We start from the raw sequence: 22,566 nt of genomic DNA, 5'->3' as shown, positions 1-22,566 counted from the left end.
CTGACGCTTGCTACGTGCATTTCTAAATAGCTTTCTTTAGCGCTTCGCGGATTGCCTGGGACCGTGACCATCCGTGGGCGGCTGCGTATTTGTCGAGGTCCAAGATTTCGCGAGGAGAGAGCCGAATGGAGATAACCTTCGCAGTATCTTCGTTGCGAGGTTTCCTTCCTCGTCGACGAAGTATTTCTACGTCGTAGCCTTTCTCGGCTTCGGTTACCCACGCATCGATTTGCTCTTCGCTGACTGGCTTTCCGTTGATAGTTTTCATGAACATAATCGTAATACGGAAAAGGGCTTGGCGGCTCGGGGGAGGTTATAGTCTTTCGACAATCCGTGGAGTTCAAGTTCAACGTTTAACGCGGGCAGCCACCGCCGGATTCTCGGTGGCGATTCCGGCCCGAACCTCGGGGACATTGTCGCGCTTCCTCATTTACGTGAGCTCCGCGACTCCGGCCAGCTCACCGCTACCCCCATCTTCGATAGCTTGAGCGAGCTCGACCACGACCATCTGATCTGGTGCACTGGTTTCCGTCCGGCCCTCAGTCCATTCCGCCACCTCATGCGTGGCCGCGAAACCGCAGTGAAGAATCTGCATCTAGTCGGTTATGGCAACTGGACCGGCGACGGATCGGCAACCCTGATGGGTGTGGGGCTCTTTGCCAAACACACTGCCCAGGTAGTCGCGGACCGTGTCGATGAAGCTCGGCAGCAAAAGTTTTGAGGCGACGCTTGGTCCCTAAGCAGCTCGATCCTTCCAAGATCCGCGCTGGAGAGCCAGCGCGCTGGGCGAAGGTGTGTCTCAGCGCTTCGCTTGCGCAGCCCGCAGGCCGTTCAAAATCACGATGACCTCGGCGACCTCGTGAACCAACACGACTGCGGCCAGGCCCAGCACACCGCTGATCGCCAGCGGCATCAACACGATGATGATGGCCAGAGACAGCACGATGTTCTGGTTAATAATCCTGCTGCCTCGACGGGCGTGCTGCAGCGCCTGCGGGATCAGTCGGAGGTCGTGGCCAGTGAAGGCGACGTCAGCGGACTCGATCGCGGCGTCAGAGCCGGTCGCTCCCATCGCAATGCCCACCGTCGCGCTCGCCAGCGCAGGAGCGTCGTTGATGCCGTCGCCAATCATCGCCGTCGGCGTCTTGGAGGAGAGTTCGGCGACGATGCTTGCCTTGTCCTCTGGGCGAAGCTCGGCGCGCACGTCGTCGATTCCGGCGATTTCAGCCAGCGCCCGGGCGGTGCGAGTGTTGTCGCCGGTGAGCATGCTCACTTCCACGTCGTTGGCGTGCAGGGTCTGCACGGCTTCGGGCACCTCGGGCCGCAGCTCGTCGCGGACCCCGATCGCCCCAGAGAGGGCGTCATCGACGGTGACAAGGACGCAGGTCTGGCCCTCGGACTCCATGCGCTCAACGTCTGCCTTTAGTGGCCCGGCGTCGATCCACCGGGGGCTGCCCACCAGCACCCGTCGACCTTCGACAGTGCCGCCGATGCCATGTCCGGCTTCCTCGCTGATGTCCTGGGCGGCGGGCGCTTCGGGCACCGCTGCCGCGATCGCCGCAGCGAGGGGGTGCGTCGATTGCTGCTCAACTGCCGCCGCGAAGGCAAGCACCTGCGCCGGATCGAATCCGTCTGCCGGGACCACGTCGGTAACCTCGGGCTGGTTGCGGGTAAGGGTTCCGGTCTTGTCCACCGCCAGGTGACGGATGCCACCGAGTCGCTCGAACGCCGCGCCGGACTTGATGACCACGCCGAACTGGCTGGCCGCGCCGATGGCGGCTACGACCGTCAGCGGCACGGAGATTGCCAGCGCACACGGGGATGCTGCGACCAGGACCACCAACGCTCGGGTGATCCACGTCTCGGGGTTGCCCAGCAGCGAGCCGATCACGCCGACCAGCACCGCCAGGATCATCACCCCGGGCACTAGGGGTTGGGCAATTCGGTCGGCGATCCGGGCGCGGTCGCCCTTTTCCGCCTGCGCCTGCTCGACGAGGTCGACGAGTGTGGTCAGCGAGTTGTCCGTTCCAGCTGCGGTCGTCTCGACCTCCAGCACACCGGCGGAGTTGATCGCTCCCGCGGGTACCTCGTCGCCGGGCGCAACCTCCTCCGGAATGGATTCTCCGGTGATCGCTGAGGTGTCAAGGCTGGAGCGTCCGGACCGAATGATGCCGTCCGTGGCGATCCGCTCCCCGGGGCGCACGACCATTAGCTCGCCAGCCACGAGGTCCTTCGCTGAGACCTCAACCGCCGTACCGTCGCGCAGCACCGTCGCGGTCTGCGGTACCAATTTCAACAGTGCCCGCAGTCCGCCCTGGGCCCGGTCCATCGCCTTGTCTTCCAGTGCCTCGGCGATCGAGTACAGGAACGCTAACGCCGCGGCCTCCCCGACGTAACCGAGGATCACCGCGCCGACCGCGCTGATCGTCATCAGCAAACCAATGCCGAGCTTGCGCTTCGTGACAAGGTTTCGGATCGCGCCGGGCGCGAACGTATACGCCCCTAGCAGCAGGCTGACCCAGAACAGTACTGTCGCGGGTGTCTCTAGCCCGGACCAGTCCAGCGCCAGGCCTATGCCGAGGGCTACGCCGGAGAAGATCGGCAGTAGCAACTCGGGGTCCTTCCACCATGGCCGATCGAGATCTTCGATCTCTGTGGCGGGTTCGTGTTCGCATCCACATGCTGAACTCATGCGTCCGCTCCTTTTCCGTCGCAGCCGGGCACCGAGCACTCAGGGTCGATGCACGGGGCGTTTTCGTCGACAGCCAACGTCGCGTTCACTAGCGCGTTGAGCGCTGTCGCGAGGTGCGGATCGGCGATTTCGTAGCGTGTCTTGCGGCCCTCCGGCTCGGCGACGACGATGCCGCAGTCACGCAAGCAGGTCAGGTGGTTCGAGACGTTCGAGCGGGTCAGGTCCAGGTCGCGCGAAAGCACGGCCGGGTAGCTCGGGCCGTCGAGTAGGGTGATTAGGATTCTGGAGCGCGTCGGATCCGCCATGGCCCGGCCGAGCCGGTTCATGACGTCGAGGCGTGAAGCAATAGTCAGCATATGCTGAACAATACATCGTGTGCTGAGCTATTCAAAATGCGCTGAACTGACAGTTACGCAAAGGTCCTGCGACCTGCAAGAATTAGTCGATGGGATAGCAGATGACTGATCCTTTGTGGTTCGGCTGCCACCCAACGCGGGAGCGACGTGGGCGGCGAGGTTCTCGAGAAAGTAACTTTGCAACTACATACCGTGGAGTTCAAGTTCAACGTAACCTAAGGCGCGCTAGTGTTAGTCGTATAACAACACGTGCTGCCATTTACCTCCGCATCTCGCTCGATACCCTGCTGTGGGGGTTACTCGTAGCGAAGCGAGCTGAGCATCCCGGTTGCCATGTGATAGGCGTTATGGCAGTGAAATGCCCACTCACCGGGGTTGTCAGCGATCAGGTCGGCGATCATGGTTTCACCGTGGCGGAGAAGGACGGTGTCCTTGCGTAGTCCGCCGCTGCCGGGCAGCGCCCACGTGTGGCCGTGGATGTGCATGGGGTGGGGCATCATGGTCCTGTTGCGCATGACCATCCGCAGGCGCTGGCCCTCCTGCACGGTCGCGGAGGAGGATTGGCCGTCGGTGAGAATGCTCCATTCATACGGCATCATCTGCCCGCCCAGGTCGATGCTGACTTCTCGGTCTGGTGTGTCCTCGGGTAGGAGTGCACGGTCTGCTGGCTTCAGGGAGGACAGAAGCAGTCCGGTGGACGACAACTCGGGGAAGTCGACATCGGGGTGGGGGGCCTGGCCGCCGGCGGTGCGGATGACAGCGAAGGCGCGGTCGTCCTTACCCACTGCCAAAGCCGTGAGCGGGAAGATGCCGTCGCCGAGGATGACCTCGACGTCGACACGCTCGCCCATCGACAGGTAGATCGATTCGGTCTCCCGGGGCTGGACGGGGAAGCCGTCGGTGTGGGTGACGGTCATGCGGTGACCACCGAGGGCCACCTTGAAGATGGTGTCACCGCCGGAGTTGATAAACCGCAGGCGGGCCTTGTCGCCCGGGCGAGCCTCGAAGGTCCGGTGAGCACGGGGGATACGTCCGTTGATGAGGTAGTGCGGATACATCACATCGCCGGCGTCCCCGCCCAGTACCCGGTCCGGGGTGCCGTGCATCATATGGCCGTGACCTCCCATCCCGTTCTTCCCGTTATGGTCGCCCGAACCCATTTTGGTGAGCTTGTCGAGCTCATCGTCGGGAGTGCCCTGAATGCCGTCGACCCAGTCGTCGAGCACGATGGTCCACTCGACGTCCTGGTCCTCAGCGTCTTGCGGGTCACGGACGATCAGTGGGGCGTGGAGGCCGCGATCAAGCTGCAGGCCGGAGTGGGAATGGTAGAAGTAGGTGCCACCGTGGGGGACTTCAAAAACATAGGAGAAAGACTCGCCAGGTTCAATGGGGTCCTGGGTCATGCCGGGCACACCGTCGGCTGCGTTGTGGAGTGCGATGCCATGCCAGTGGATGGAGGTGCTCTCAGGCAGTTCATTGGTGATATCGACCTGGAGGACGTCGCCGGCGGTGGCCTCAATGGCCGCATCCCCGGTGTCAGAGACGTATCCCCACGTCTTGGCTTCGATACCGCCGATATCCAGAGAGAGGGGCCGGGCGGTCAGTGTCCTGCGCACCGTCGGCTCACCGAGCGCAGTGGGGGTGGGGCGAAGGGAGGGACCTGGTGCCGAGGCAGCGGGTCCAGGGGCGCTGGTGCAGGCGGCCACGGCCCCGGTGCCGGCGAGGACGAGCCCGCCGAGCAGAAACTGTCGTCGGGAAAACGCGTTCGTCATGATTTAACCTTTCTTGGTGCAAGATTTCAGTGACACGGGAGACAGGCGCAGGTGAGGATCCTGCTGAGCCATCACGTCAGGCGCAGGTCTGTGACACAGGTGGCACCGTCGTCGGTGGTGGAAAACTCCGTGGTGCCGGTACGCCCCTGGTAGCTGACCTCAATCAGGCCGGTGACATCATCGGGAAGCCAGAAGCCGACAAACCCGTTGTCGAAGGTGGTTGTCGCCTCGTCCACCAGCACCTCACCGGTCGCCTCATCGGTGATCGTGACCTGGATATCCTCATTGTCGAGTTCCCCCTGGCAGGTCGTGAGGCTGTGGTAGAAGCAGTCGTGGGTGGAGGTGAGATAGGGTGCGATCGAGACATACGTCTGATTGTCGGGAAGATCAACCACGACTTCCTGGTCATCGCTCGAGAGCAGCAGTTCATCGTTACGCACTGAGGCGATCAGATCCGTGGGACGCTCAGTGACCTTCTGCCGGTCGAGGTGATCAATAATCTCCACCGCGTCCATGCCGGCCAGGCCATGGGTAGTCAGGAATGTGTCCTGGGACACCGTCCCATCGGCGGTGGGTTCCGGGTCGGCGGCCGAACACCCCGTGAGGGCGAGGGCAAGGGCGGCGGCTGCGATCGCTGCTCGTTTCACGTCAATCTCCTTGGATCGTGGCTGGGCCATGAGAAGACACCGCCTCAAGGTCGATGCCATACCTTTATCTAGCACGGGTGCCTGACGGACTAGAATTCAAAAACCCTGCTCACAGTCTTATAACAGGGCGAAAAGGGGGGTGAATTCGGTGGGCTGGGTCACCACCGGAACACCACCCCACAGCCGTGGGCTATGGCCTTCTACCCGCCCCGGGTATGCGGTGCAGACAGTGAAATCCCTGGTGGCGCCTGCTGAACCGACCAGGGGAGGCGATGCCGCCGGCCCGGGGCGGGGCACAGGGGTGACGGCGGTCGAAGGGTGATGTTTGAAGATTTGATGAAGATTCCCCGCCGGGCACTGAGCGAGGATGGTATTCCCCCCCCCTGACCGGAGCGATACTGGGGTCTATGGCTGACCACACACCGACCACCGCCACGCCCCCGGGGCGGGTGCTGGTCGTCGATGATGAACAACCCCTGGCTCAGATGGTGGCCTCCTACCTCATCCGGGCCGGCTTCGATACCCGCCAGGCGCACACCGGCACCCAGGCCGTGGACGAGTCCCGTCGCTTTTCCCCCGATGTCGTGGTGCTGGATCTGGGGCTGCCCCAACTCGACGGCCTGGAGGTGTGCCGACGGATCCGCACCTTCTCGGACTGCTACATCCTCATGCTCACCGCGCGTGGCAGCGAGGACGACAAGATCAGCGGTTTGACCCTGGGGGCGGATGACTACATCACCAAACCTTTTAGCATCCGGGAACTGGTGACCCGGGTGCATGCGGTGCTGCGCCGTCCACGCACCAGCACCACCCCACCGCAGGTGACCACCCCCTTGATCGTTGGTGACCTCATCCTTGACCCCGTCGTCCATGAGGTACGGGTGGGGGAGACGACCGTGGAGCTCACCCGCACGGAGTTCGAGCTGCTGGTTGCCCTGGCCCTGCGCCCCGGCCAGGTGCTGACCCGCCACGACCTGGTCACCGAGGTCTGGGACACCACCTGGGTCGGTGATGAACGCATCGTCGATGTCCACATCGGCAACTTGCGTCGCAAGCTCGGCACCGACACCCGGGGCCGGGGGTTTATCGACACCGTGCGTGGCGTGGGCTACCGGGTGGGGCAGCCATGAATCACGGACCCGGCCTGACCTTCCGCTTCCTGGCCGCCCAGGTGTTGGTCGTGGTGATTAGCCTGCTGGTGGCCGCGGCCGTGGCCACGATGGTGGGCCCGACCCTGTTCCACGATCATATGTTGATGACCGGCCGGGAGGACCCTTCGCTGGAGCTGTTCCATGCCGAGCAGGCCTACCGGGGCGCCAACCTGATCACCCTGGCCGTCGCCCTACCCACCGCCTTGATCAGTGCCCTGCTGGCCAGCCTGTGGTTATCGCGTCGTCTGCGCACCCCCCTGCAGGATCTCACCCGCGCCGCTACCAGCCTAACGGCCGGCAACTCCCGTATCCGCGTGCCCGCCGGAAAAGCAGGCCCCGAGGTCACCACCCTGGCGCATGCCTTCAACACCATGGCCGACCGGCTGGAACACACCGAACAGGTCCGCCGCCAGATGCTCTCTGATCTGGCCCACGAAATGGGCACCCCCTTATCGGTGCTCACGGTCTACCTCGATGGTCTCCAGGACGGGGTCGTGGACTGGAATAATGCCACCCACACGATCATGGCTGACCAACTCACCCGCCTGACCCGGTTGATGGAAGACATCGACGATGTCTCCCGGGCCCAGGAACACCGGATCGATTTGGACCTGGCGGAGGAAGGGCTCGGGGATCTGCTCCATACCGCCGCTGCTGCCGCGGGGGAAGCTTATGCTGACAAAGGCGTCGATTTACAGGTCGAGACCATTACAGAAACCGCCCGGGTGCTCGTGGACCGGCAACGCTTCGGCCAGGTAATGAGCAATCTCCTGTCGAACGCGCTACGGCACACCCCGGCCGGCGGGCAGGTCCGGATTAGCGTCCACCGACAGGGGGCGTCCACCGCGCTCATCCACGTCGCCGATGACGGCGAGGGCATCCCACCTGACCAGCTCGGACACATCTTCGAACGCTTCTACCGGGGAGATGCCGCCCGCAGCCGGGACGCCGCCGGGGCCGGTATCGGTCTGACCATCTCCAAGGCATTGATTGAGGCCCACGGCGGCACTCTCACAGCCACCTCCCCCGGACCCGGTTGCGGAGCGGTGTTTGCCCTCCGCCTCCCGCTGTCCCCTCCCGACAGTGAGGAGGCTGCTCGGTGACCACACCCTGCCCCGCGTGAGGGCCGCGCCCTCCACCCTTGAAAATATACCCCCGGGGGGTATGCTGAAAATATACCCCCTGGGGGTATACGCTAGAGAGCGGCATCGCCGAACCCCACCGAACCGAAGGAGCTTTCCTATGATCACCTCCCCGCCCCGCCTCTTGCCGATGGACTCCCACGGCTGCAGCTGTTGCGGACCTGCCTCACGTGCCGACACCGCCTCCATCCCTGCCGCCAGCGACTCGTCAGCAGGAGGATCCTCCCCGAGCTACCAGGTCACCGGCCTGACCTGCGGGCACTGCGTGAAAAGCGTGACCCAGGCCCTTCAGGCCCTCCCCCAGGTCGACGACGTCCAGATTGATCTCGCTGCTGGTGGTGTTTCTACCGTCACGGTCACCGGTGTCGTACCTCCGGAGATGGTTCGCCGGGCCATCGAAGAGGCCGGCTACACCGTCTTATCCTGATCAGTTTTACCCATCATCTCGACCCCGACCGGGTTGAGCGAAAGGAACGTCATGAGCACTCCCCACCATTCCGGTGATCACCATGGTGGTCACCCCGCTCCGGAAACAGACCACACCCACCACCCGCATCATGCCAGCCACGAACACCACACAGATGCCGACACCCACGGCCAGGCGATGCCCCACGATCACCCGCACTCCGCCATGGACGACGACCACCACGTTCATAGTCACGGCGAACACGCCGGACACAGCACCGCAATGTTTCGGGAACGCTTCTGGTGGTCGCTGATTCTGTCCATTCCCGTCGTTATTTTCAGCCCCATGGTCGCCCAGCTGCTCGGCTACCACCTCCCGGCATTCCCCGGATCCACCTGGATCCCCCCGGTGCTGGGCACGATCATCTTCGTCTACGGCGGAACGCCTTTCCTCAAGGGCGGATGGAACGAACTGAAATCCCGCCAACCCGGGATGATGCTCCTGATCGCCATGGCCATCACCGTGGCGTTTGTCGCCTCCTGGGTCACCACTCTGGGGCTGGGCGGTTTTGACCTGGACTTCTGGTGGGAGCTGGCTCTGCTGGTGACCATCATGCTGCTGGGCCATTGGCTGGAGATGCGCGCTCTCGGGGCCGCGTCCTCCGCGCTTGACGCGCTGGCTGCCCTGCTGCCGGATGAGGCCGAGAAAGTCATCGACGGGACCACCCGCACCGTGGCCATCTCCGAGCTGGCCGTCGACGACGTCGTGCTGGTGAGGGCCGGTGCCCGGGTGCCGGCCGACGGAACCATCCTCGACGGAGCCGCCGAATTCGATGAGGCGATGATCACCGGCGAATCCCGTCCCGTCTTCCGCGACACCGGTGACAAGGTGGTCGCCGGTACTGTGGCCACCGACAACACCGTCCGCATCCGGGTGGAGGCTACCGGCGGGGACACCGCCCTGGCCGGGATCCAACGCTTGGTTGCCGACGCCCAGGAGTCCTCCTCCCGGGCCCAGGCCCTGGCGGATCGGGCGGCGGCGTTATTGTTCTGGTTCGCGCTGATCTCCGCTCTGATCACCGCGGTGGTGTGGACCATCATCGGCAGCCCGGACGATGCCGTGGCGCGCACGGTCACGGTACTGGTCATCGCCTGCCCGCACGCCCTGGGCCTGGCGATTCCGCTGGTCATTGCGATCTCCACCGAGCGGGCCGCGAAATCCGGGGTGCTCATCAAGGACCGGATGGCGCTCGAGCGGATGCGCACCATCGACGTGATGCTCTTCGACAAAACCGGCACCCTGACCGAGGGAGCGCACGCGGTCACCGGTGTCGCGGCAGCTGGCGGCGTCACCGCGGGCGAGCTGCTGGCCCTGGCCGCCGCCGCGGAGGCCGACAGCGAGCACCCCGTGGCCCGCGCCATCGTGGCGGCCGCGGCCGCCCATCCCGAGGCCTCCCGTCGGCAAATCCGTGCAACTGGTTTCAGCGCCGCCTCCGGCCGGGGGGTCCGGGCCACTGTCGATGGCGCTGAGATCCTCGTGGGCGGGCCGAACATGCTGCGCGAGTTCAACCTCACCACCCCGGCCGAGCTCACCGACACCACCAGCGCCTGGACCGGGCGTGGGGCCGGTGTGCTCCATATTGTCCGCGACGGTCAGATCATCGGTGCGGTGGCCGTCGAGGACAAGATCCGCCCCGAATCCCACGCCGCCGTGAAAGCCCTGCAGGACCGCGGGGTGAAAGTCGCGATGATCACCGGTGACGCGCAGCAGGTGGCCCAGGCGGTTGGCCAGGACCTGGGGATCGATGAGGTCTTCGCCGAGGTCCTGCCCCAGGACAAGGACACCAAGGTCACCCAGTTACAGGAGCGTGGCCTGAGCGTGGCCATGGTCGGCGACGGTGTCAACGACGCCCCCGCTCTGACCCGCGCGGAGGTCGGTATCGCCATCGGTGCCGGCACGGATGTGGCCATGGAATCTGCCGGGGTGGTCCTAGCCAGTGATGACCCGCGGGCAGTGCTGTCGATGATTGAGCTGTCCCAGGCCAGCTACCGCAAGATGATCCAGAACCTGGTCTGGTCCTCTGGCTACAACATCCTTGCCGTGCCGCTGGCCGCCGGAGTGCTCGCCTCGATCGGGTTCGTGCTATCCCCGGCCGTGGGCGCGATCTTGATGTCTGCCTCGACCATCGTGGTGGCCCTGAACGCCCAGCTGTTGCGCCGGATTGATCTGGACCCGGCCCACCTGGCTCCCACCAGTCCGAAGGAGTAACACACCACGCCTATTCCGAAATCCACCGCCGTCCACTGATCCATCACTTCTCTCCACTGCCCCCATATGCCCCTGAAAGGGCTCCACCATAAAGCGCACCCTTGTTCTTTCCGCTCTCGCCGTAGCCTCCACCCTGGCGCTGGCCGCCTGCGGTGAGGCCACCGACTCAGGCAACACCGACGCCACCACCTCGGCACCAGCACTGTGACGACTACCGCTGAGACGACCGAGACCACCAGGGCGGCGACTGAGGAGGACGGGGAGATCTCCGCCGATCACAACGACGCGGACATCATGTTTGCCCAGATGATGATCCCCCATCACAAGCAGGCCGTGGAAATGAGTGAGATGCTCCTGGCCAAGGAGGGCATCCCCGCCCAGGTCGTGGAGTTTGCCCAGGGGGTTATTGACGCCCAGGGACCGGAGATTGACCGGATGAACGCCATGCTCGAGGCCTGGGGCCAGCAGCCGGTCACCGACTCTGGGGCATGGGGACCATGGATGAGATAGGTGGAATGAATCACGGCGAGATGGGTGGCATGAGCGGGATGATGAGCCAGGAGGACATGACAGCCCTTGAGGAAGCCCAGGGCACCGGCGCCGCCCGCCTTTACCTGGAGCAGATGACCGCCCACCACGAAGGTGCGGTCGACATGGACCGTGACGAGGTGGCTGACGGCCAGAATCCCCATGCAACCACCCTGGCCGAACAAATTATCAACGACCAGGAGGCCGAGATCGCCCAGATGCAGCAAATGCTCACTGACCTATGACAGGTCCCCGTCTTTTTCTGATCCCGAGGACAGGAATCTGAAAAAGAGGGATAACCGTGACGATTGCCACCTGCTGCGGGCGATGGGTCGTTGTCACCGCAGCGGGTGCACCGGGGTGGATGTTTCTACTCCCTCTGGTCGCACCACTGAGGAAAGGGGAAAGCCCCTGTGTCCAGACCCTTGGAGGACTACGCATTATTGTCCGATACTCACACGGCCGCCCTGGTCTGCCGGCAGGGCAGCATTAATGTTGGGGGTGTCCTCCGAGTAGTGGACACGGCGTTGGTGTCAGTTAGGCAACGAGGCCTACGGTAGCAGCCGTCGTCGCGGTCTCGAAGGTTGTACTGCGATCCTAGCTATCGCTTTTTACTTCTTGTATCTACTCAATCTCTAGCAGCTTCTACTGTATGTCCATAGGGTAAAGTGTATTTAGCAACGACACGTCGTGGAGTTCAAGTTTAACGTGTAGCGTTATTGACGCTTCGCGTTATGGGGGATAGGGTGAAGCATGATCCAGTCGTTCGCCAACAAGGACACTGAGCGTTTGTGGAATCGAGAGCGTGTGCCCTCGATTGATCCCCGCATTCACTCAGTGGCGCTGCGTAAACTGCGCCAGCTTGGCTACGCACAGAGCCTTCAAGAGTTGCGGATTCCTCCGGGAAACCGTCTCGAGGCATTGAAAGACGATCGTCAGGGTCAGCACAGTATTCGAATCAACAACCAGTGGCGGATCTGTTTTCGGTGGTCCGCCGCAGGGCCAGAGGAGGTTGAGATCGTTGACTACCACTGACAAGCTCCCTCCGGTTCACCCCGGCGAGATCCTCATGGAGGATTTTCTCAAGGAGATGGGGATTACGCAGCACAAGCTTGCTGTTTCTATCGGCGTTCCCCCTCGTCGGATCAATGAGATCGTTCATAGAAAGCGCGCTGTTACCGCGGACACGGCCCTTCGTTTGGCGAAGTTTTTCGGGATGAGCCCCCAGTTCTGGCTCGGGTTACAGACCCAGTACGACTTGGATGTGGCCGAGGATAAAATCCTCACCGAGATTGAGCAGATTCAGCCGGTCCAAGCTGCCTCGGCATAGAACTGCGATCGCCACGGACAAGGTCGATCCGCCCAGGCGCGACTGCGCTGAGCTTAGGAGAACTCTGTTCTAGAATTCCGTTGCAATACCTGTCAGAAGCTATTCACTGGGAGATGGGCATGCTCGGAATGGTCGACTACCTGACGGGCATCGTCGACGACGAACAGGCCGCCCTCCAATTGGATATGTGACTACCACAAGCGAAGGAGCCCTAATGCGCGACACCGAAAGCCTCATCGCCGTCGACGATCCGGCCTGGCCCCACCTTCAGAAGGCGTTAGCTGAATCTGAGGCTATCGCGCTGTCCGTCGCCTCAGAGCAAGGGCAGCGTTCGCTGTGGGAGTTGCAGGTCACTGCCGCGTCGATGATGGGAGCCGTCGCGCTGCACACCGGCGGTATCGTCGCGGAGCACGGCTGGGTTCGTCTGTACGGCGGCGGTAGTGAGAGCCTGCCTAGCATCGCTGAAACAAACGGGCTGGGAGGCTCCGTTTCGGCACCGCCTGGTGCGCTCATCGTCGGACATGACGTCCTCGGTGGCCTATTCGCCATTGACGGCGGCGCGCTGGGTGTCTCGCCCGGCGAAGTCTGCTACTTCGGGCCGGACACCCTCACATGGGACGGGCTCGGTGGAGGCTACTCGGCGTTCCTTATGGCTGCGCTGGGCGGCGGACTGGGGGTGGTTTTCGAGGGGCTGCGCTGGCCTGGCTGGCAAGACGAGGTGGCGCCGTTGGCGCTGTCACAGGGCATTTCCCTCTACCCTCCGCCGTCCACCGTCGAGGCCAGAGACGTGAGCAAGGTGTCGAGGTCGGTTGTCAGCATCCGGGAGTTGCTGGGCACTAAGTGACGCGAGGGTGGTGAAGGATATGGGGCCAACTCCCTTGGTCAGGGTGAAGGGAAACTTAAAACTAGCCTGTTACCAATGAGCGAGTGTGATGTTGTAGCCCACTCGCCCATCTCCAGCAGTTCGCCGTTCAGCAAGAATCAGGAATTCTGCGCTGGATTCAATGGCTGAGGCTACATCCTTGTAGACCGAGTTACGTGCAGTTAGACGGAATACCTTTCGCCCCTCCGCTGAGGAAGCAAGAATGTGGGGCTTCGCGGATGATCCCTTGGGGACAGGGAGAAACTCCAATCTTGCATTTTCGAAGGCCCAACTACTTCTTCCAGTGAGCTGTTCGAAGTCCTGCTCGTCCCATTCGTTAAATTGAATCCTTTGTGCACTCTTGGGAACTTTGCTGTTTACCTCATAGTTCTCAATTAATTGTCTAGTAGTGCTTCGGCTGGTTGGAAGGTGAAGAGTTAGAGCGCGGATATTGCCATAATCAGGTAATTGGCGGCCGACCGTTGCGGTAGCCAAAAGCCGAATTCCTTTGTCGTAAGCGAGCCGAACGTCGTTCCGATAGTCGAAAACCACGCCGACTGGCCGGCCCTTGTGGAGCAGGCAAACCGCCGCGTCTTTATGGGTATCCACCGCCGACCCTGACTTTTTACTCAACAGAGTTGCTTCGCCAGGGAAGAATTCAACCTGAATAGTGTCGCCGCGTTTGGCGGTGGAGAAAGGTGAGTCATCGTAAACATAGAGCGTGCGGTCGAACCCGCCGGGTAACTCCAGAATCTTAGTTTGTGGTTTGGCGGGCCATGGTTTCAGGAAGTTACCATTTTTGCGTGCAGGTTCGCGTTTCTGCGGCTTCGGCTTGGCTTGTTGCAGGCCGAGCAATTTAGATAGGAATCCCATTTTTCACCTCGGAGTAACCAGCAGCTTTCCAGGTACATGATCTCATGAACTCTGGATGCATCTGCCGAAAACTTGATGGGAATATAGCGGCATACCCCTTAGTCGAGGATCTCTGGCTTGTAGTCCGAGTTCTCGACCGTCACCGCCGTCGGGGGAGCAGACGGGTCCGTCGCGAAGGTCATGTTATCCCGGTGCGCGATGGCGCGGATTTTGCGCCCGACCATAGAGTCCCAGTTCATTTCATTCGGCATACTGCTGCTGCCAACGATGGCCCATTCGGGAGTCTGGGTGCCAATGCCCGCCCCCAGCTTCGCCGTTACGGGCTTCTTCGGATCGAGCTTGATCGCGTAGTAGACCACGCTATCGTCCACGATGTCCGCCACTCGTGCGAAGTCCTCCGGTGGGGTCATGTCGCTGAAACGCACCTTCATCAGCTCGCCCTCCAGGGCTGCTTCATTCGGAGCGAGCTCGACCTTGTCGGGCTTCGGAGTGCTGGGTGCTGTGGGGTTGGGGCGCTTTTGAGCCTTGTTATCTGTGGCCTCATCATCTTGCCCTTCTTCCGAAGTGTCTCCTTGTCCTTCGGCGGCGGAAGTTTCGCCGGACTCCTTAGAAGACTGAGCAGCGTTCGGCTCAGGCGGAGTCTCGTCATCCGAACAGGCTGCAAGCGAGAGGGCCGTCAATGCGGCAACGGAGAGTGCAACAAGGCGATTTCGCATGAGGTTAAGCGTACAACGTCGCCGGGGATTGTCCCCGCCGAACTAAGGAATTGGGGGCTCGTTGCGACGGTTTATCCCGACACGATGGCGCGCGCCATGCGGTGCAGTGTTGCCGTCGCCTGTTCTAGGTCTTCGGGGGTTTTTGCCATTTCTGACGCCCTCACCACCGCCGCATTCAGCAATCCAATATCGATGGAGGAAACGCCGGGGCAGAAGCTATCCACGATCTCCTTAAAACCAGCGTGTGATTTCTGCACCTTTTCCTCGGCGAACGCTTCCGGGAAGTGCTGGGCGGCGGCCATTAGGGGGCCGTGGGAGCCGTGAACGAAGAGATCGAGCATCGCGTCCACATAGGCGCAGATGCGCTCTTCGTGCTCTGGCGGGGCGGCTTTTACCTTGTCCTCCAGCTGGTCATGCCAGGTTTCGCTGTTAAGTACCAGCAGTTGAACCATCAGATCATGTTGGGAGGAGACGTAGCGGTAGACGCTGGGGCGGGCTAGGCCAACCTCGGCTGCCACCTCTGCCAGTGAGGGAACCTTGCCGCCGCCAGCAACGATCAGCCGCTCGGCGGCCTCCAGCACCGCGCGGTGCTGAACCGCGCGGTGCTCCGCTACTGTCGTCTCCGTGATCTTCGGCATGGTTCCCTAGTTTACTACCCGCTTTTCGGCCTGCGTACAGGCCTATTTGGATGCCTAGATGGAGGCAGCGCTCAGGCGTCCGTCGACCATTTCGTAGACCTTGTCGCAGTGGTTCAAGACCTCGTGATCGTGAGTGACCATCACGCCCGCGACGTTGAATTCGTGACATTCGCGGGCCAACAGCTCCACGATTTCTTGTGATCTCTTGCGATCCAGAGCCGCGGTGGGCTCGTCGACCAGCAACACCTGTGGGTCGCCGACGAGAGCTCGGGCAATGCCCACCCGCTGACGCTCGCCACCCGACAGATTTCCCGGACGGTGCTTAGCTCGGGGCGTCATACCAACCTTCTCCAACAGCTCCGCACCAGAGTAACGACCGTGCTTACCCATAACGCGCGCGGCGAGCTCCAGTTGTTCCTCGGCGGTGAGGGCGCCCGGCAGACTGCCGGAGGATTGAAAGACGAAGCCGATGTAGTCGCGACGAATGCGGGCTAGTTCCTTGTCGTCGTAGTTGGTGATGTCTTCGTCGCCGATTGTGACGCCACCCGCGGCCGGGTTGGTCAGCGCTCCAGCGACGGCCAACAGCGTGGACTTACCGGAACCGGAGGGGCCGACGACGGCGACGAACTCTCCGGGCTCGACGGTCAGGTTCACCTTGTCCAACGCGGTGATCTGGGAATCGCCGTCGGTGTAGGTCACCGTGACGTCTTTAAGTTCCAGGGCGGGGCTCATCGGTTTTCTCCTAGGGCTGCAAGCGGGTTAGTGCGGGTGACACGGACGACGGCGATCAGCGCGCCGATCAGGCCAGATACGAAGAGGATCGCGCTGCCGCTGAGGACGGATCCGAGTTCGGTGGCGTAGGGCATCGCCGTGGTTTCCAGGAGGCTGCCGAGGCCGACGGCAATAAGCGCACCGACGATGACGGACGCGCCCAGGATGATGACGGCTTGGCCCAGGCTGTCGCGGAGCAGGAAGCCCTTCGTGGCTCCCATCGCGCGCAGTGCGGCGATATTGCCGGCACGCTGGATGGTCCACACTAGGAAGAAGGCGCCGGTCACCAGGGCGGCGATGACGTAAAGGAACCACTTGATCATGGAAAGGGTCATCATTTCGGCGGTGTAGCCAGGGGAGGAATCGAAGCTTTCCTTGAGGGTGCGGACGTCCAGGCCGGAGGCGTCGGAGAGCGCCTCAGTGTCTGGCTTGTCCTGCGTGCGGGCGGCGATGACGGAGATTTCCTTGTACGCCTCTGGGCTTACCTTTTCGCCCTTGCGTGCGCCGGCGTGGATTTCCTGCCAGACGTCGAGGGGTAGGTAAGCGGCATCGACGTGGCCGAAGGTGCGCTGGCCATCGGTGAAGCCGACGACCTTCAACGGGATTTCCAGGCGATCGATCGTGATGGTGTCGCCTTCTTTGATGCCTTCGTCTTGGAGGGTGGAAGACACGACAATCTCGTGCTTGGTTTTGGTAGGGGCGCCGCCGTTAGGGGTGGTGCTTTGTTCTGGAAGGCCCTCCGGTGCGATGAAAGAACCGGGCTTTACGCCGAGGAGGGTGAGGTCGACGGCCTTGCCGTTCTGGTTGTGAGCGTTTGCAATGGTTAGGCCCAGTGGGGCGGCCTCTTCCACCCCGTCGATGTTGGCGAACTTGTCGGCCTCTGTGATGTCAACGATGGAGCGCGTGAAGGCCGAATCGGTCTGGGTGCCATCGGCGAAAGCGATGACGTCACTATCCATTGCCTTCAGACCGGAAACACCGTCGTTAACCAATCCGGCTGTGAGGCCGGAGATGATGACGACCAGCAAGGATATGAGTGCCTACACGACGCTCATGAGAAGGAATCGGGTGCGCGCAAAAAGCATTTCGCGCAAGGCTAGAAACATGATGAAAATCCCTGGGGTTGAGGTTGGGGAGGTGAGCGGTTGATCAATCGCTACACAGACTTTAGCAACAATGTGTTGCCAAGATAAAAACAGAGTGTTTCTAACTGTGGATATTGAAAGTGTTGGCTGGTTAGTCAGAATGTAGGTACGTTGCTACAAAAGAAGGGTTCTCATGACTAGCGTGAGTGCGCGTGAGTTCAATCAGGATGTGAGTTACGCGAAAAGGAAGGTCAGTGAGGAGCCCGTTGTTATTACTGATCGAGGTGAGCCGGCCTTCGTATTGCTTTCCATTGATGACTACAGGAAGATCTCCGGCTCGAATGAAGACTGGGCTTCGCGGTTGCAAATGGAAGAGGACATTGACCTCGAGGACGAACGGATGGACTTCGAGCCGCGAGGATGCTCAATTTGAACCCCTGGGAGCTCTAGTCCACTAGCGCTAAACCGCCAGCCCACGGTTGCGCCGCCATTGGCGGTACACCAGTGCAGTCACGGTTCCCGCGTACAGCATGCCCGTCACCACCAGAACCGCGTGCAGACCCACCTGGACATACATCCAGCCGCCCAGGAGTGCCCCGCAGGCTAGCGCCATCCACAGAGCGAAATAGCGGAGCCAATCCAAGTGCGGGCCACCGAAGAGTGCGGCCACGAACCGCTGAGACATCTTCACCAGCGTGCCCGTCATGTACGTCAGGGAAATGCTCACCTCGCCGTCGCGCTCGAACGTGGAATTCATAGCGCCCACGGTGAATGACAGGCTGTACACCGCCAACTGTTCGTGCCCGGTTAAGACCAGTACGGAGGCAATCGTTGAGGTGGTGCAGATAAACAGAAGAATCGCTTCGCGCGTGCGCGTCGGGGGCAAATAGCGCCGCCCCAGTTGACTGATAAGCGCCCCGATTCCCACGCCGATGAGGAACAGCGCCATGACCCCGCCAGCCGTCATCGCGACGTCCCATTTCCCCGCATTGACCGCCGCAGTCAGGCGCGTGGTGTTACCCGACATAAACGACAGGAAGTACCCTCCCAGATACAAAAAGCCCAGCGTATCTACGAATCCTGCGATAGAGGATAGGTAGATAGCCAGTGCGTGTTCTCCGGTGCGGTAGCCTTTCATGGCGCAATCGTAGCAACCCCGGCTAGTCATCCCAGCTGGGATTGGTGATTCCCTCCTGCTTCGCACGGTGTTCCACTAGCGAAAGCAGGTAATCCTGTGCGCCCTGGTATGCCTCGGCAAAACGCTCGTCGTCCACGTACATCCGTGCCAGAATCAGCTGCCGCGAGGTCGTAACCTCGTACCACTGGTTAATCGTTGCGCGGTGCCGCTCCACGAGTTCTTGTGCTTCTTCGCTATCGGGGGTGACGCCACCATCTCGGGCAGCTACCAGATCCGCCACGAAGCGGTCGTGGTTGGCCTTAACCTCCTGGAAGTCGCCGTCACCCATAGAGGCCAGCTTTTCCTGGGACTGCTGGTATTCAGGGGTGTCGCCCCAACGCTCGCGAGCTTCCTCCTGGTAGGCGGGCATCTGCTCGCCGAAGTACTGCTTGATCTTGTCCATTTGTTCCATGGTGTATCCCTCCACTCGGGTTGTTGTTATCAAATCCTCGACCGCACGCAATTGGCTCTCCACCTCGTCGCGCTTGCGCGCCAAGGCTTCCCGATGGGCGCGGAGGGCACGGTCAAGGGCAGCGTCGGAAGGCGCTTCAATCAGGTCGGGAATCTCCGCCAGCTTGAAACCCATGTCCCGGTACAGCACAATGGCCGCGCCGACGCGCAGATCTTCCTCGGTATAGAGGCGGTAGTCGCCCAGTGTGCGCCACTGTGGGCTGAGTAGCCCAATGGAATCCCAATGGCGCAGGGCTTTGGGCGTCACACCCAAAAAATCTGCAGCATCACCAATCGTGTATTCGGTCATGGGCTACATCCTTTCGGTTGCCGCAACGGCAAGGTCAAGCGAAGTGGTCAAGCGGTGGAGAGGGAAGACGCGAAGTTGTTATGAATTCATCTTCAGGAAACCTTGCGCTTACCTGCGGCCGATAGCTTGTGGAAGTTCAATTCTCGCAGGAAAAGGAACTCAATTACCTTGTCTAGTAATTCATCTAAAAAATCGCAGCAGCTGGAAGGCCAGAATGCGCCCAAGCAGTTCAATGTGAACCGCCGTAACTTCCTGGCGGGAACCGGAGCGTTGGGCGTCACCGCTGCACTTGCGCCAGCAGCGCAGGCACAGGCGTGGAACTCGTCAGCAGGCTCGCTGGCCGGATCCAGCTTCGGCCCGGGGCGCGGAAACGGCGGTGGCGACAACAACGGCGGCGCGGACATGCCGCTGAAGTTCAACGGCGACGGCAAGTTCAAGATCGTCCAGTTCAATGACACTCAAGACGATCACCTCACTGATCGCCGCACCATCGAGTTCATGGGCAAGGTGTTGGACCAGGAGAAGCCGGACTTTGCGCTGATCAACGGTGACGTGATCTCCTCTGGCCCCAAAACCACCGAACAGGCATTCCAGGCGGTAAACAATGTGGTGCTGCCGATGGAGTCCCGCAAGATCCCATGGGCCATCACCTTCGGTAACCACGACGAAGACTCCATGGAGGACGGCACTCAAGCCGACGAGATCGCGCTGCTGAACTTCGTGCGCAAGTACAAGTACAACCTCAACGTCGCGGACGACCCGATCCACGGCGAATCCAACGTATCCCTGCTGGTTCAGGGCAACGCAAACCCGAACCCAGCATTCGCCATCTGGCTGCTGGATTCCGGGAACTACATCGGCGAGGAACTGGCGGGTCAGGAGACCAAGGAGATCCCCGGCTACGACTACATCCACAGCGACCAAATCCAGTGGTACCGCGATACCTCCCGGGGCTACGAAGAGCGCTACGGCAAGAAGATTCCAGGCCTGATGTACTTCCACATCCCGACCTACGAGCACCGCGATATGTGGTTCGGCGGGCCATACAATAACGACCTCATCAAGCATGGCGAGGCCAAGAAGCGCCACGGCATCGAGGGCGTGAAGAACGAGGACGTCTACGTCGGCGCCTTCAACCCCGGCATCTACTCCGCCGTCCGCGAGCGCGGCGACGTCCTGGGTATCTACTGCGGCCACGACCACATCAACACCTTCAACGGCAACTACTTCGGGGTAGAACTGGGCTACTGCCCGGGAACCGGTTTCGGCCCCTATGGGTTGAAGGACGGCACCTGGTCCATGCACACCCTGCGCGGCGCCCGCGTGTTCGAGCTGGACGAGGCCGACGAGCGAGCCTACAAGTCCACCCGCCTGGTATTCGCCAAGGAGCTGGGGCTGGACATGAACCCGAAGAAGCAGCCGTTGGAAAAGCCTGCTGACCTTCCGGAGTACGTGTCCTTCAAGTAGCGCGCCGCCGGGTTCTGCGTCGCCGAGTTGTGCGCCGCCAAGCGATGCGCCGGCGCTCCCGGTGCAGCCAGCTAGGATAGGGAGCAATGTCCGTCAATTCCCCTGAGAACATCCTGCTGAACCTGCCCGACGAGCAGGCCGCCACCGTCCGCGGCATCTTCGACGAGCTCGCCGCCCGCGGGTTCCCGGCCCAGCGGCAGACGCCGCACATCACGGTCACGTTCTCCCCGAACATGGCCCCGCACGTCGTGGAGCGCGCCCGCGAGATCCTGCCATCCGCCGTGCCCTCGGAGCTTAGCCGCCGGGGCGTGGTCGTCTTCGGCACAGGAAAGAAACAGACGGTGGCGTGGCTGCTCGAAGCCACGGATGAGCTGGAGAACGCCGCCCGCGAGCTCAGTGCGCTCAACCCGGACGGTCGCGGCCCGCGCTGGGTTCCGCACCTCACGGTCGGATTAAGGTTGCCGCGGGATATCGTTCCTTCTTATATTGACGCCCTGTCTCAGATCACGCCGCGAGAGTTTAAGTCCATCACCGCAGTTGAGGCGGCATATTGGAGGCCAAGCGTGGGGGAGCGCGTGGTTCTTGCCTGACGAGTGCAAGCGGGGCTTGGATGCGTAGGGGCGTCACAAAGAAAGAACACAGAAAAGTGGCCCCTGTCTCACCGAGGCTGCAGATGTTTGGTAACGTGCTCCGCGGTATAAAACATAAAAATAATTAAATGAAGAAGGTGTTCCTAACGTCCGCACCAACGAAAGAGCCGGTTGTCACACCGGCTTTTGTCTTTGCATGGTTAGTTAACTTCGCCCAGTTCATGATCTTCTACGTCCTCGTGACGACCATGGCGGGCTACGCCGTCAAGGAGTTTGCGGCCAATAACGCGAGCGCGGGCCTGGCCTCCAGCGCATTCGTTATCGGCGCGACGGGGGCGCGCGTATTCTCGGGATTCCTGGTGGACGCGGTGGGGCGGCGGCGAGTGCTGTTCACCGCGCTGGTGCTGGTCATCGTGACCTGTGCTTTCTACATGCCCGCGAACTCCCTGGGGCTGCTGATCGCCGTGCGCATTATCCACGGCATCGGGTATGCCTTCGCCAGCACCGCAGTGATGGCCGTCGCCCAGTCCGTGATTCCCAATGCACGCCGCGCGGAGGGCACCGGCTACTTCGCTCTGGGTACCACGCTGGCCACCGCGATCGGCCCGGCGCTGGGCCTATGGCTGGTGGGTTCCGTTGGCTACACCACCATGTTCCAGGTCGTGGTGGGCATGTCCATCGTGGCCTTCCTGCTGTCCTTGCTGGTGCGTTCCCCAGAGCCCAAGGGGGCGGATGCGCACCATCATCGGCCGACCTTTAGCCTCTCGGCCATCGTGCACCCGAAGGTTGCCCCCATCGGCTTCTTTATGCTGCTGGTCGGTGTGTGCTACGCAGGTGTGATCACCTACCTGAACAGCTACTCCGAGGACAACGACCTGGTCACCGGCGCCAAATACTTCTTCCTGGCCTATGCACTGGTGACCCTTGTTATGCGCTTCGTTCTGGGCAAGATTCAGGACCAGAAGGGCGACAACATCGTTATCTACCTGGGCTTGGTTACCTTCGCCATCGCACTGGTTGTCCTCGCGTTCTCTACTCAGGACTGGATGGTGGTCTTGGCCGGTGCCTTGACAGGCTTGGGCTACGGTTCGCTAATGCCAGCCGCGCAGGCGATCTCCGTCAAGGCTGTCGAGCCCCACCAGATGGGCGCGGGCATTTCCACGCTCTTCTTGCTGCTGGATGTCGGCGTGGGCTTTGGCCCGATCCTGCTGGGCATGATCGTTTCTGCCACCAGCTACCAGGCGATGTACACGATGCTTGCTGGGTTGGTCGTCGTCAGCGCCGCCGTGTACTTCCTTGTTCACGGCCGGAAGGTTCGCTAGAGTTCGCTAGAGT

Annotated in this window: 23 protein-coding genes and 2 pseudogenes; 13 read left to right on the top strand and 12 right to left on the bottom strand. The window is 61.7% G+C overall.

Annotated features, from left to right (window positions below):
• Positions 1-22: 22 nt before the first annotated feature.
• A complete protein-coding gene (locus MHX63_RS02735; RefSeq protein WP_239387126.1) occupies positions 23-268 on the bottom strand; it encodes a ribbon-helix-helix protein, CopG family in 246 nt (81 codons plus the stop codon).
• A 114-nt stretch (positions 269-382) separates the two neighbouring features.
• Between MHX63_RS02735 and MHX63_RS02730 the strand changes: the two are divergent.
• Positions 383-721 (top strand): annotated as a pseudogene (locus MHX63_RS02730) (pyridine nucleotide-disulfide oxidoreductase); the annotation flags it as partial.
• Positions 722-799: 78 nt separating this feature from the next.
• On the opposite strand, the gene MHX63_RS02725 reads toward MHX63_RS02730, so the two are convergent.
• From MHX63_RS02725 to MHX63_RS02710, 4 genes are all read right to left on the bottom strand, one after another.
• Positions 800-2,692, bottom strand: a complete 1,893-nt coding sequence (locus MHX63_RS02725) for a cation-translocating P-type ATPase (RefSeq protein WP_239387125.1) — start codon at positions 2,690-2,692, stop codon at positions 800-802.
• Positions 2,689-3,048, bottom strand: coding sequence for a helix-turn-helix transcriptional regulator (locus tag MHX63_RS02720; RefSeq protein WP_012359887.1), 360 nt, complete (start codon positions 3,046-3,048; stop codon positions 2,689-2,691). The genes MHX63_RS02725 and MHX63_RS02720 overlap by 4 nt, the downstream gene beginning before the upstream one ends.
• 296 nt (positions 3,049-3,344) lie before the next feature.
• Positions 3,345-4,820, bottom strand: coding sequence for a multicopper oxidase family protein (locus tag MHX63_RS02715; protein ID WP_034979331.1), 1,476 nt, complete (start codon positions 4,818-4,820; stop codon positions 3,345-3,347).
• A gap of 71 nt (positions 4,821-4,891) precedes the next feature.
• Positions 4,892-5,467, bottom strand: coding sequence for a CueP family metal-binding protein (locus MHX63_RS02710; protein WP_034979744.1), 576 nt, complete (start codon positions 5,465-5,467; stop codon positions 4,892-4,894).
• 407 nt (positions 5,468-5,874) lie between these two features.
• Between MHX63_RS02710 and MHX63_RS02705 the strand changes: the two genes are divergently transcribed.
• From MHX63_RS02705 to MHX63_RS02670, 8 genes and pseudogenes are all read left to right on the top strand, one after another.
• The gene (locus tag MHX63_RS02705; protein ID WP_239387124.1) at positions 5,875-6,597 is read left to right on the top strand and encodes a response regulator transcription factor; all 723 of its coding nucleotides are present in this window, start codon (positions 5,875-5,877) and stop codon (positions 6,595-6,597) included.
• Positions 6,594-7,721 (top strand): cell wall metabolism sensor histidine kinase WalK, encoded by a 1,128-nt coding sequence (locus MHX63_RS02700; protein ID WP_034978281.1) that lies wholly within the window; start codon positions 6,594-6,596, stop codon positions 7,719-7,721. Before MHX63_RS02705 ends, MHX63_RS02700 begins: the two co-directional genes overlap by 4 nt.
• A gap of 139 nt (positions 7,722-7,860) precedes the next feature.
• Positions 7,861-8,187, top strand: a complete 327-nt coding sequence (locus tag MHX63_RS02695; protein ID WP_034973767.1) for a heavy-metal-associated domain-containing protein — start codon at positions 7,861-7,863, stop codon at positions 8,185-8,187.
• A 51-nt stretch (positions 8,188-8,238) separates the two neighbouring features.
• Positions 8,239-10,434, top strand: coding sequence for a copper-translocating P-type ATPase (locus MHX63_RS02690; RefSeq protein WP_239387123.1), 2,196 nt, complete (start codon positions 8,239-8,241; stop codon positions 10,432-10,434).
• A gap of 88 nt (positions 10,435-10,522) precedes the next feature.
• Positions 10,523-11,207: pseudogene (locus MHX63_RS02685) on the top strand (DUF305 domain-containing protein).
• Positions 11,208-11,715: 508 nt separating this feature from the next.
• Entirely contained in the window at positions 11,716-11,997 is a 282-nt protein-coding gene (locus MHX63_RS02680; RefSeq protein ID WP_034973762.1) for a type II toxin-antitoxin system RelE/ParE family toxin, read from the top strand.
• 34 nt (positions 11,998-12,031) lie between these two features.
• Entirely contained in the window at positions 12,032-12,292 is a 261-nt protein-coding gene (locus tag MHX63_RS02675; RefSeq protein WP_051893987.1) for a HigA family addiction module antitoxin, read from the top strand.
• 214 nt (positions 12,293-12,506) lie between these two features.
• Positions 12,507-13,136 (top strand): DUF2625 family protein, encoded by a 630-nt coding sequence (locus MHX63_RS02670; RefSeq protein WP_239387122.1) that lies wholly within the window; start codon positions 12,507-12,509, stop codon positions 13,134-13,136.
• Positions 13,137-13,205: 69 nt separating this feature from the next.
• Here MHX63_RS02670 and MHX63_RS02665 read toward each other — a convergent pair whose 3' ends face one another.
• The 5 genes from MHX63_RS02665 to MHX63_RS02645 all read right to left on the bottom strand — a co-directional run bounded on the left by MHX63_RS02665 (position 13,206) and on the right by MHX63_RS02645 (position 17,186).
• On the bottom strand, positions 13,206-14,027 hold the full coding sequence (locus MHX63_RS02665; protein WP_034973757.1) for a hypothetical protein: 822 nt from the start codon (positions 14,025-14,027) through the stop codon (positions 13,206-13,208).
• Positions 14,028-14,125: 98 nt separating this feature from the next.
• Positions 14,126-14,743 (bottom strand): hypothetical protein, encoded by a 618-nt coding sequence (locus tag MHX63_RS02660; protein ID WP_239387121.1) that lies wholly within the window; start codon positions 14,741-14,743, stop codon positions 14,126-14,128.
• 71 nt (positions 14,744-14,814) lie between these two features.
• Positions 14,815-15,381, bottom strand: a complete 567-nt coding sequence (locus MHX63_RS02655) for a TetR/AcrR family transcriptional regulator (protein ID WP_034979309.1) — start codon at positions 15,379-15,381, stop codon at positions 14,815-14,817.
• 54 nt (positions 15,382-15,435) lie between these two features.
• Complete coding sequence (locus MHX63_RS02650; RefSeq protein WP_239387120.1) at positions 15,436-16,113, bottom strand: ABC transporter ATP-binding protein; 678 nt, start codon at positions 16,111-16,113, stop codon at positions 15,436-15,438.
• The gene (locus MHX63_RS02645) at positions 16,110-17,186 is read right to left on the bottom strand and encodes an ABC transporter permease (protein ID WP_239387158.1); all 1,077 of its coding nucleotides are present in this window, start codon (positions 17,184-17,186) and stop codon (positions 16,110-16,112) included. Before MHX63_RS02645 ends, MHX63_RS02650 begins: the two co-directional genes overlap by 4 nt.
• A 244-nt stretch (positions 17,187-17,430) precedes the next feature.
• Here MHX63_RS02645 and MHX63_RS02640 point away from each other — a divergent pair, with 244 nt between their 5' ends.
• Positions 17,431-17,670, top strand: coding sequence for a type II toxin-antitoxin system Phd/YefM family antitoxin (locus tag MHX63_RS02640; RefSeq protein WP_239387119.1), 240 nt, complete (start codon positions 17,431-17,433; stop codon positions 17,668-17,670).
• Positions 17,671-17,697: 27 nt separating this feature from the next.
• Here MHX63_RS02640 and MHX63_RS02635 read toward each other — a convergent pair whose 3' ends face one another.
• Both MHX63_RS02635 and MHX63_RS02630 read right to left on the bottom strand, forming a co-directional pair.
• Positions 17,698-18,375: a YoaK family protein gene (locus tag MHX63_RS02635; RefSeq protein WP_005293173.1), complete on the bottom strand. Its 678-nt coding sequence runs from the start codon at positions 18,373-18,375 to the stop codon at positions 17,698-17,700.
• A 22-nt stretch (positions 18,376-18,397) separates the two neighbouring features.
• Positions 18,398-19,174 (bottom strand): MerR family transcriptional regulator, encoded by a 777-nt coding sequence (locus MHX63_RS02630; protein WP_005293171.1) that lies wholly within the window; start codon positions 19,172-19,174, stop codon positions 18,398-18,400.
• A gap of 168 nt (positions 19,175-19,342) precedes the next feature.
• On the opposite strand from MHX63_RS02630, the gene MHX63_RS02625 reads away from it, so the two are divergent.
• The 3 genes from MHX63_RS02625 to MHX63_RS02615 all read left to right on the top strand — a co-directional run bounded on the left by MHX63_RS02625 (position 19,343) and on the right by MHX63_RS02615 (position 22,553).
• Positions 19,343-20,641: a metallophosphoesterase family protein gene (locus MHX63_RS02625; RefSeq protein ID WP_239387118.1), complete on the top strand. Its 1,299-nt coding sequence runs from the start codon at positions 19,343-19,345 to the stop codon at positions 20,639-20,641.
• A gap of 86 nt (positions 20,642-20,727) precedes the next feature.
• The gene (locus MHX63_RS02620; protein WP_239387117.1) at positions 20,728-21,231 is read left to right on the top strand and encodes a 2'-5' RNA ligase family protein; all 504 of its coding nucleotides are present in this window, start codon (positions 20,728-20,730) and stop codon (positions 21,229-21,231) included.
• Positions 21,232-21,359: 128 nt separating this feature from the next.
• A complete protein-coding gene (locus MHX63_RS02615) occupies positions 21,360-22,553 on the top strand; it encodes an MFS transporter (protein ID WP_239387116.1) in 1,194 nt (397 codons plus the stop codon).
• Positions 22,554-22,566 lie beyond the last annotated feature (13 nt).

The organism is Corynebacterium sp. ACRQK (genome assembly GCF_022345965.1).
In the GTDB taxonomy this organism is placed as follows: Bacteria; Actinomycetota; Actinomycetes; order Mycobacteriales; family Mycobacteriaceae; genus Corynebacterium.
The sequence above is the reverse complement of the archived record's forward strand: the minus strand, read 5'-3'. Positions and strand labels throughout refer to the sequence as shown.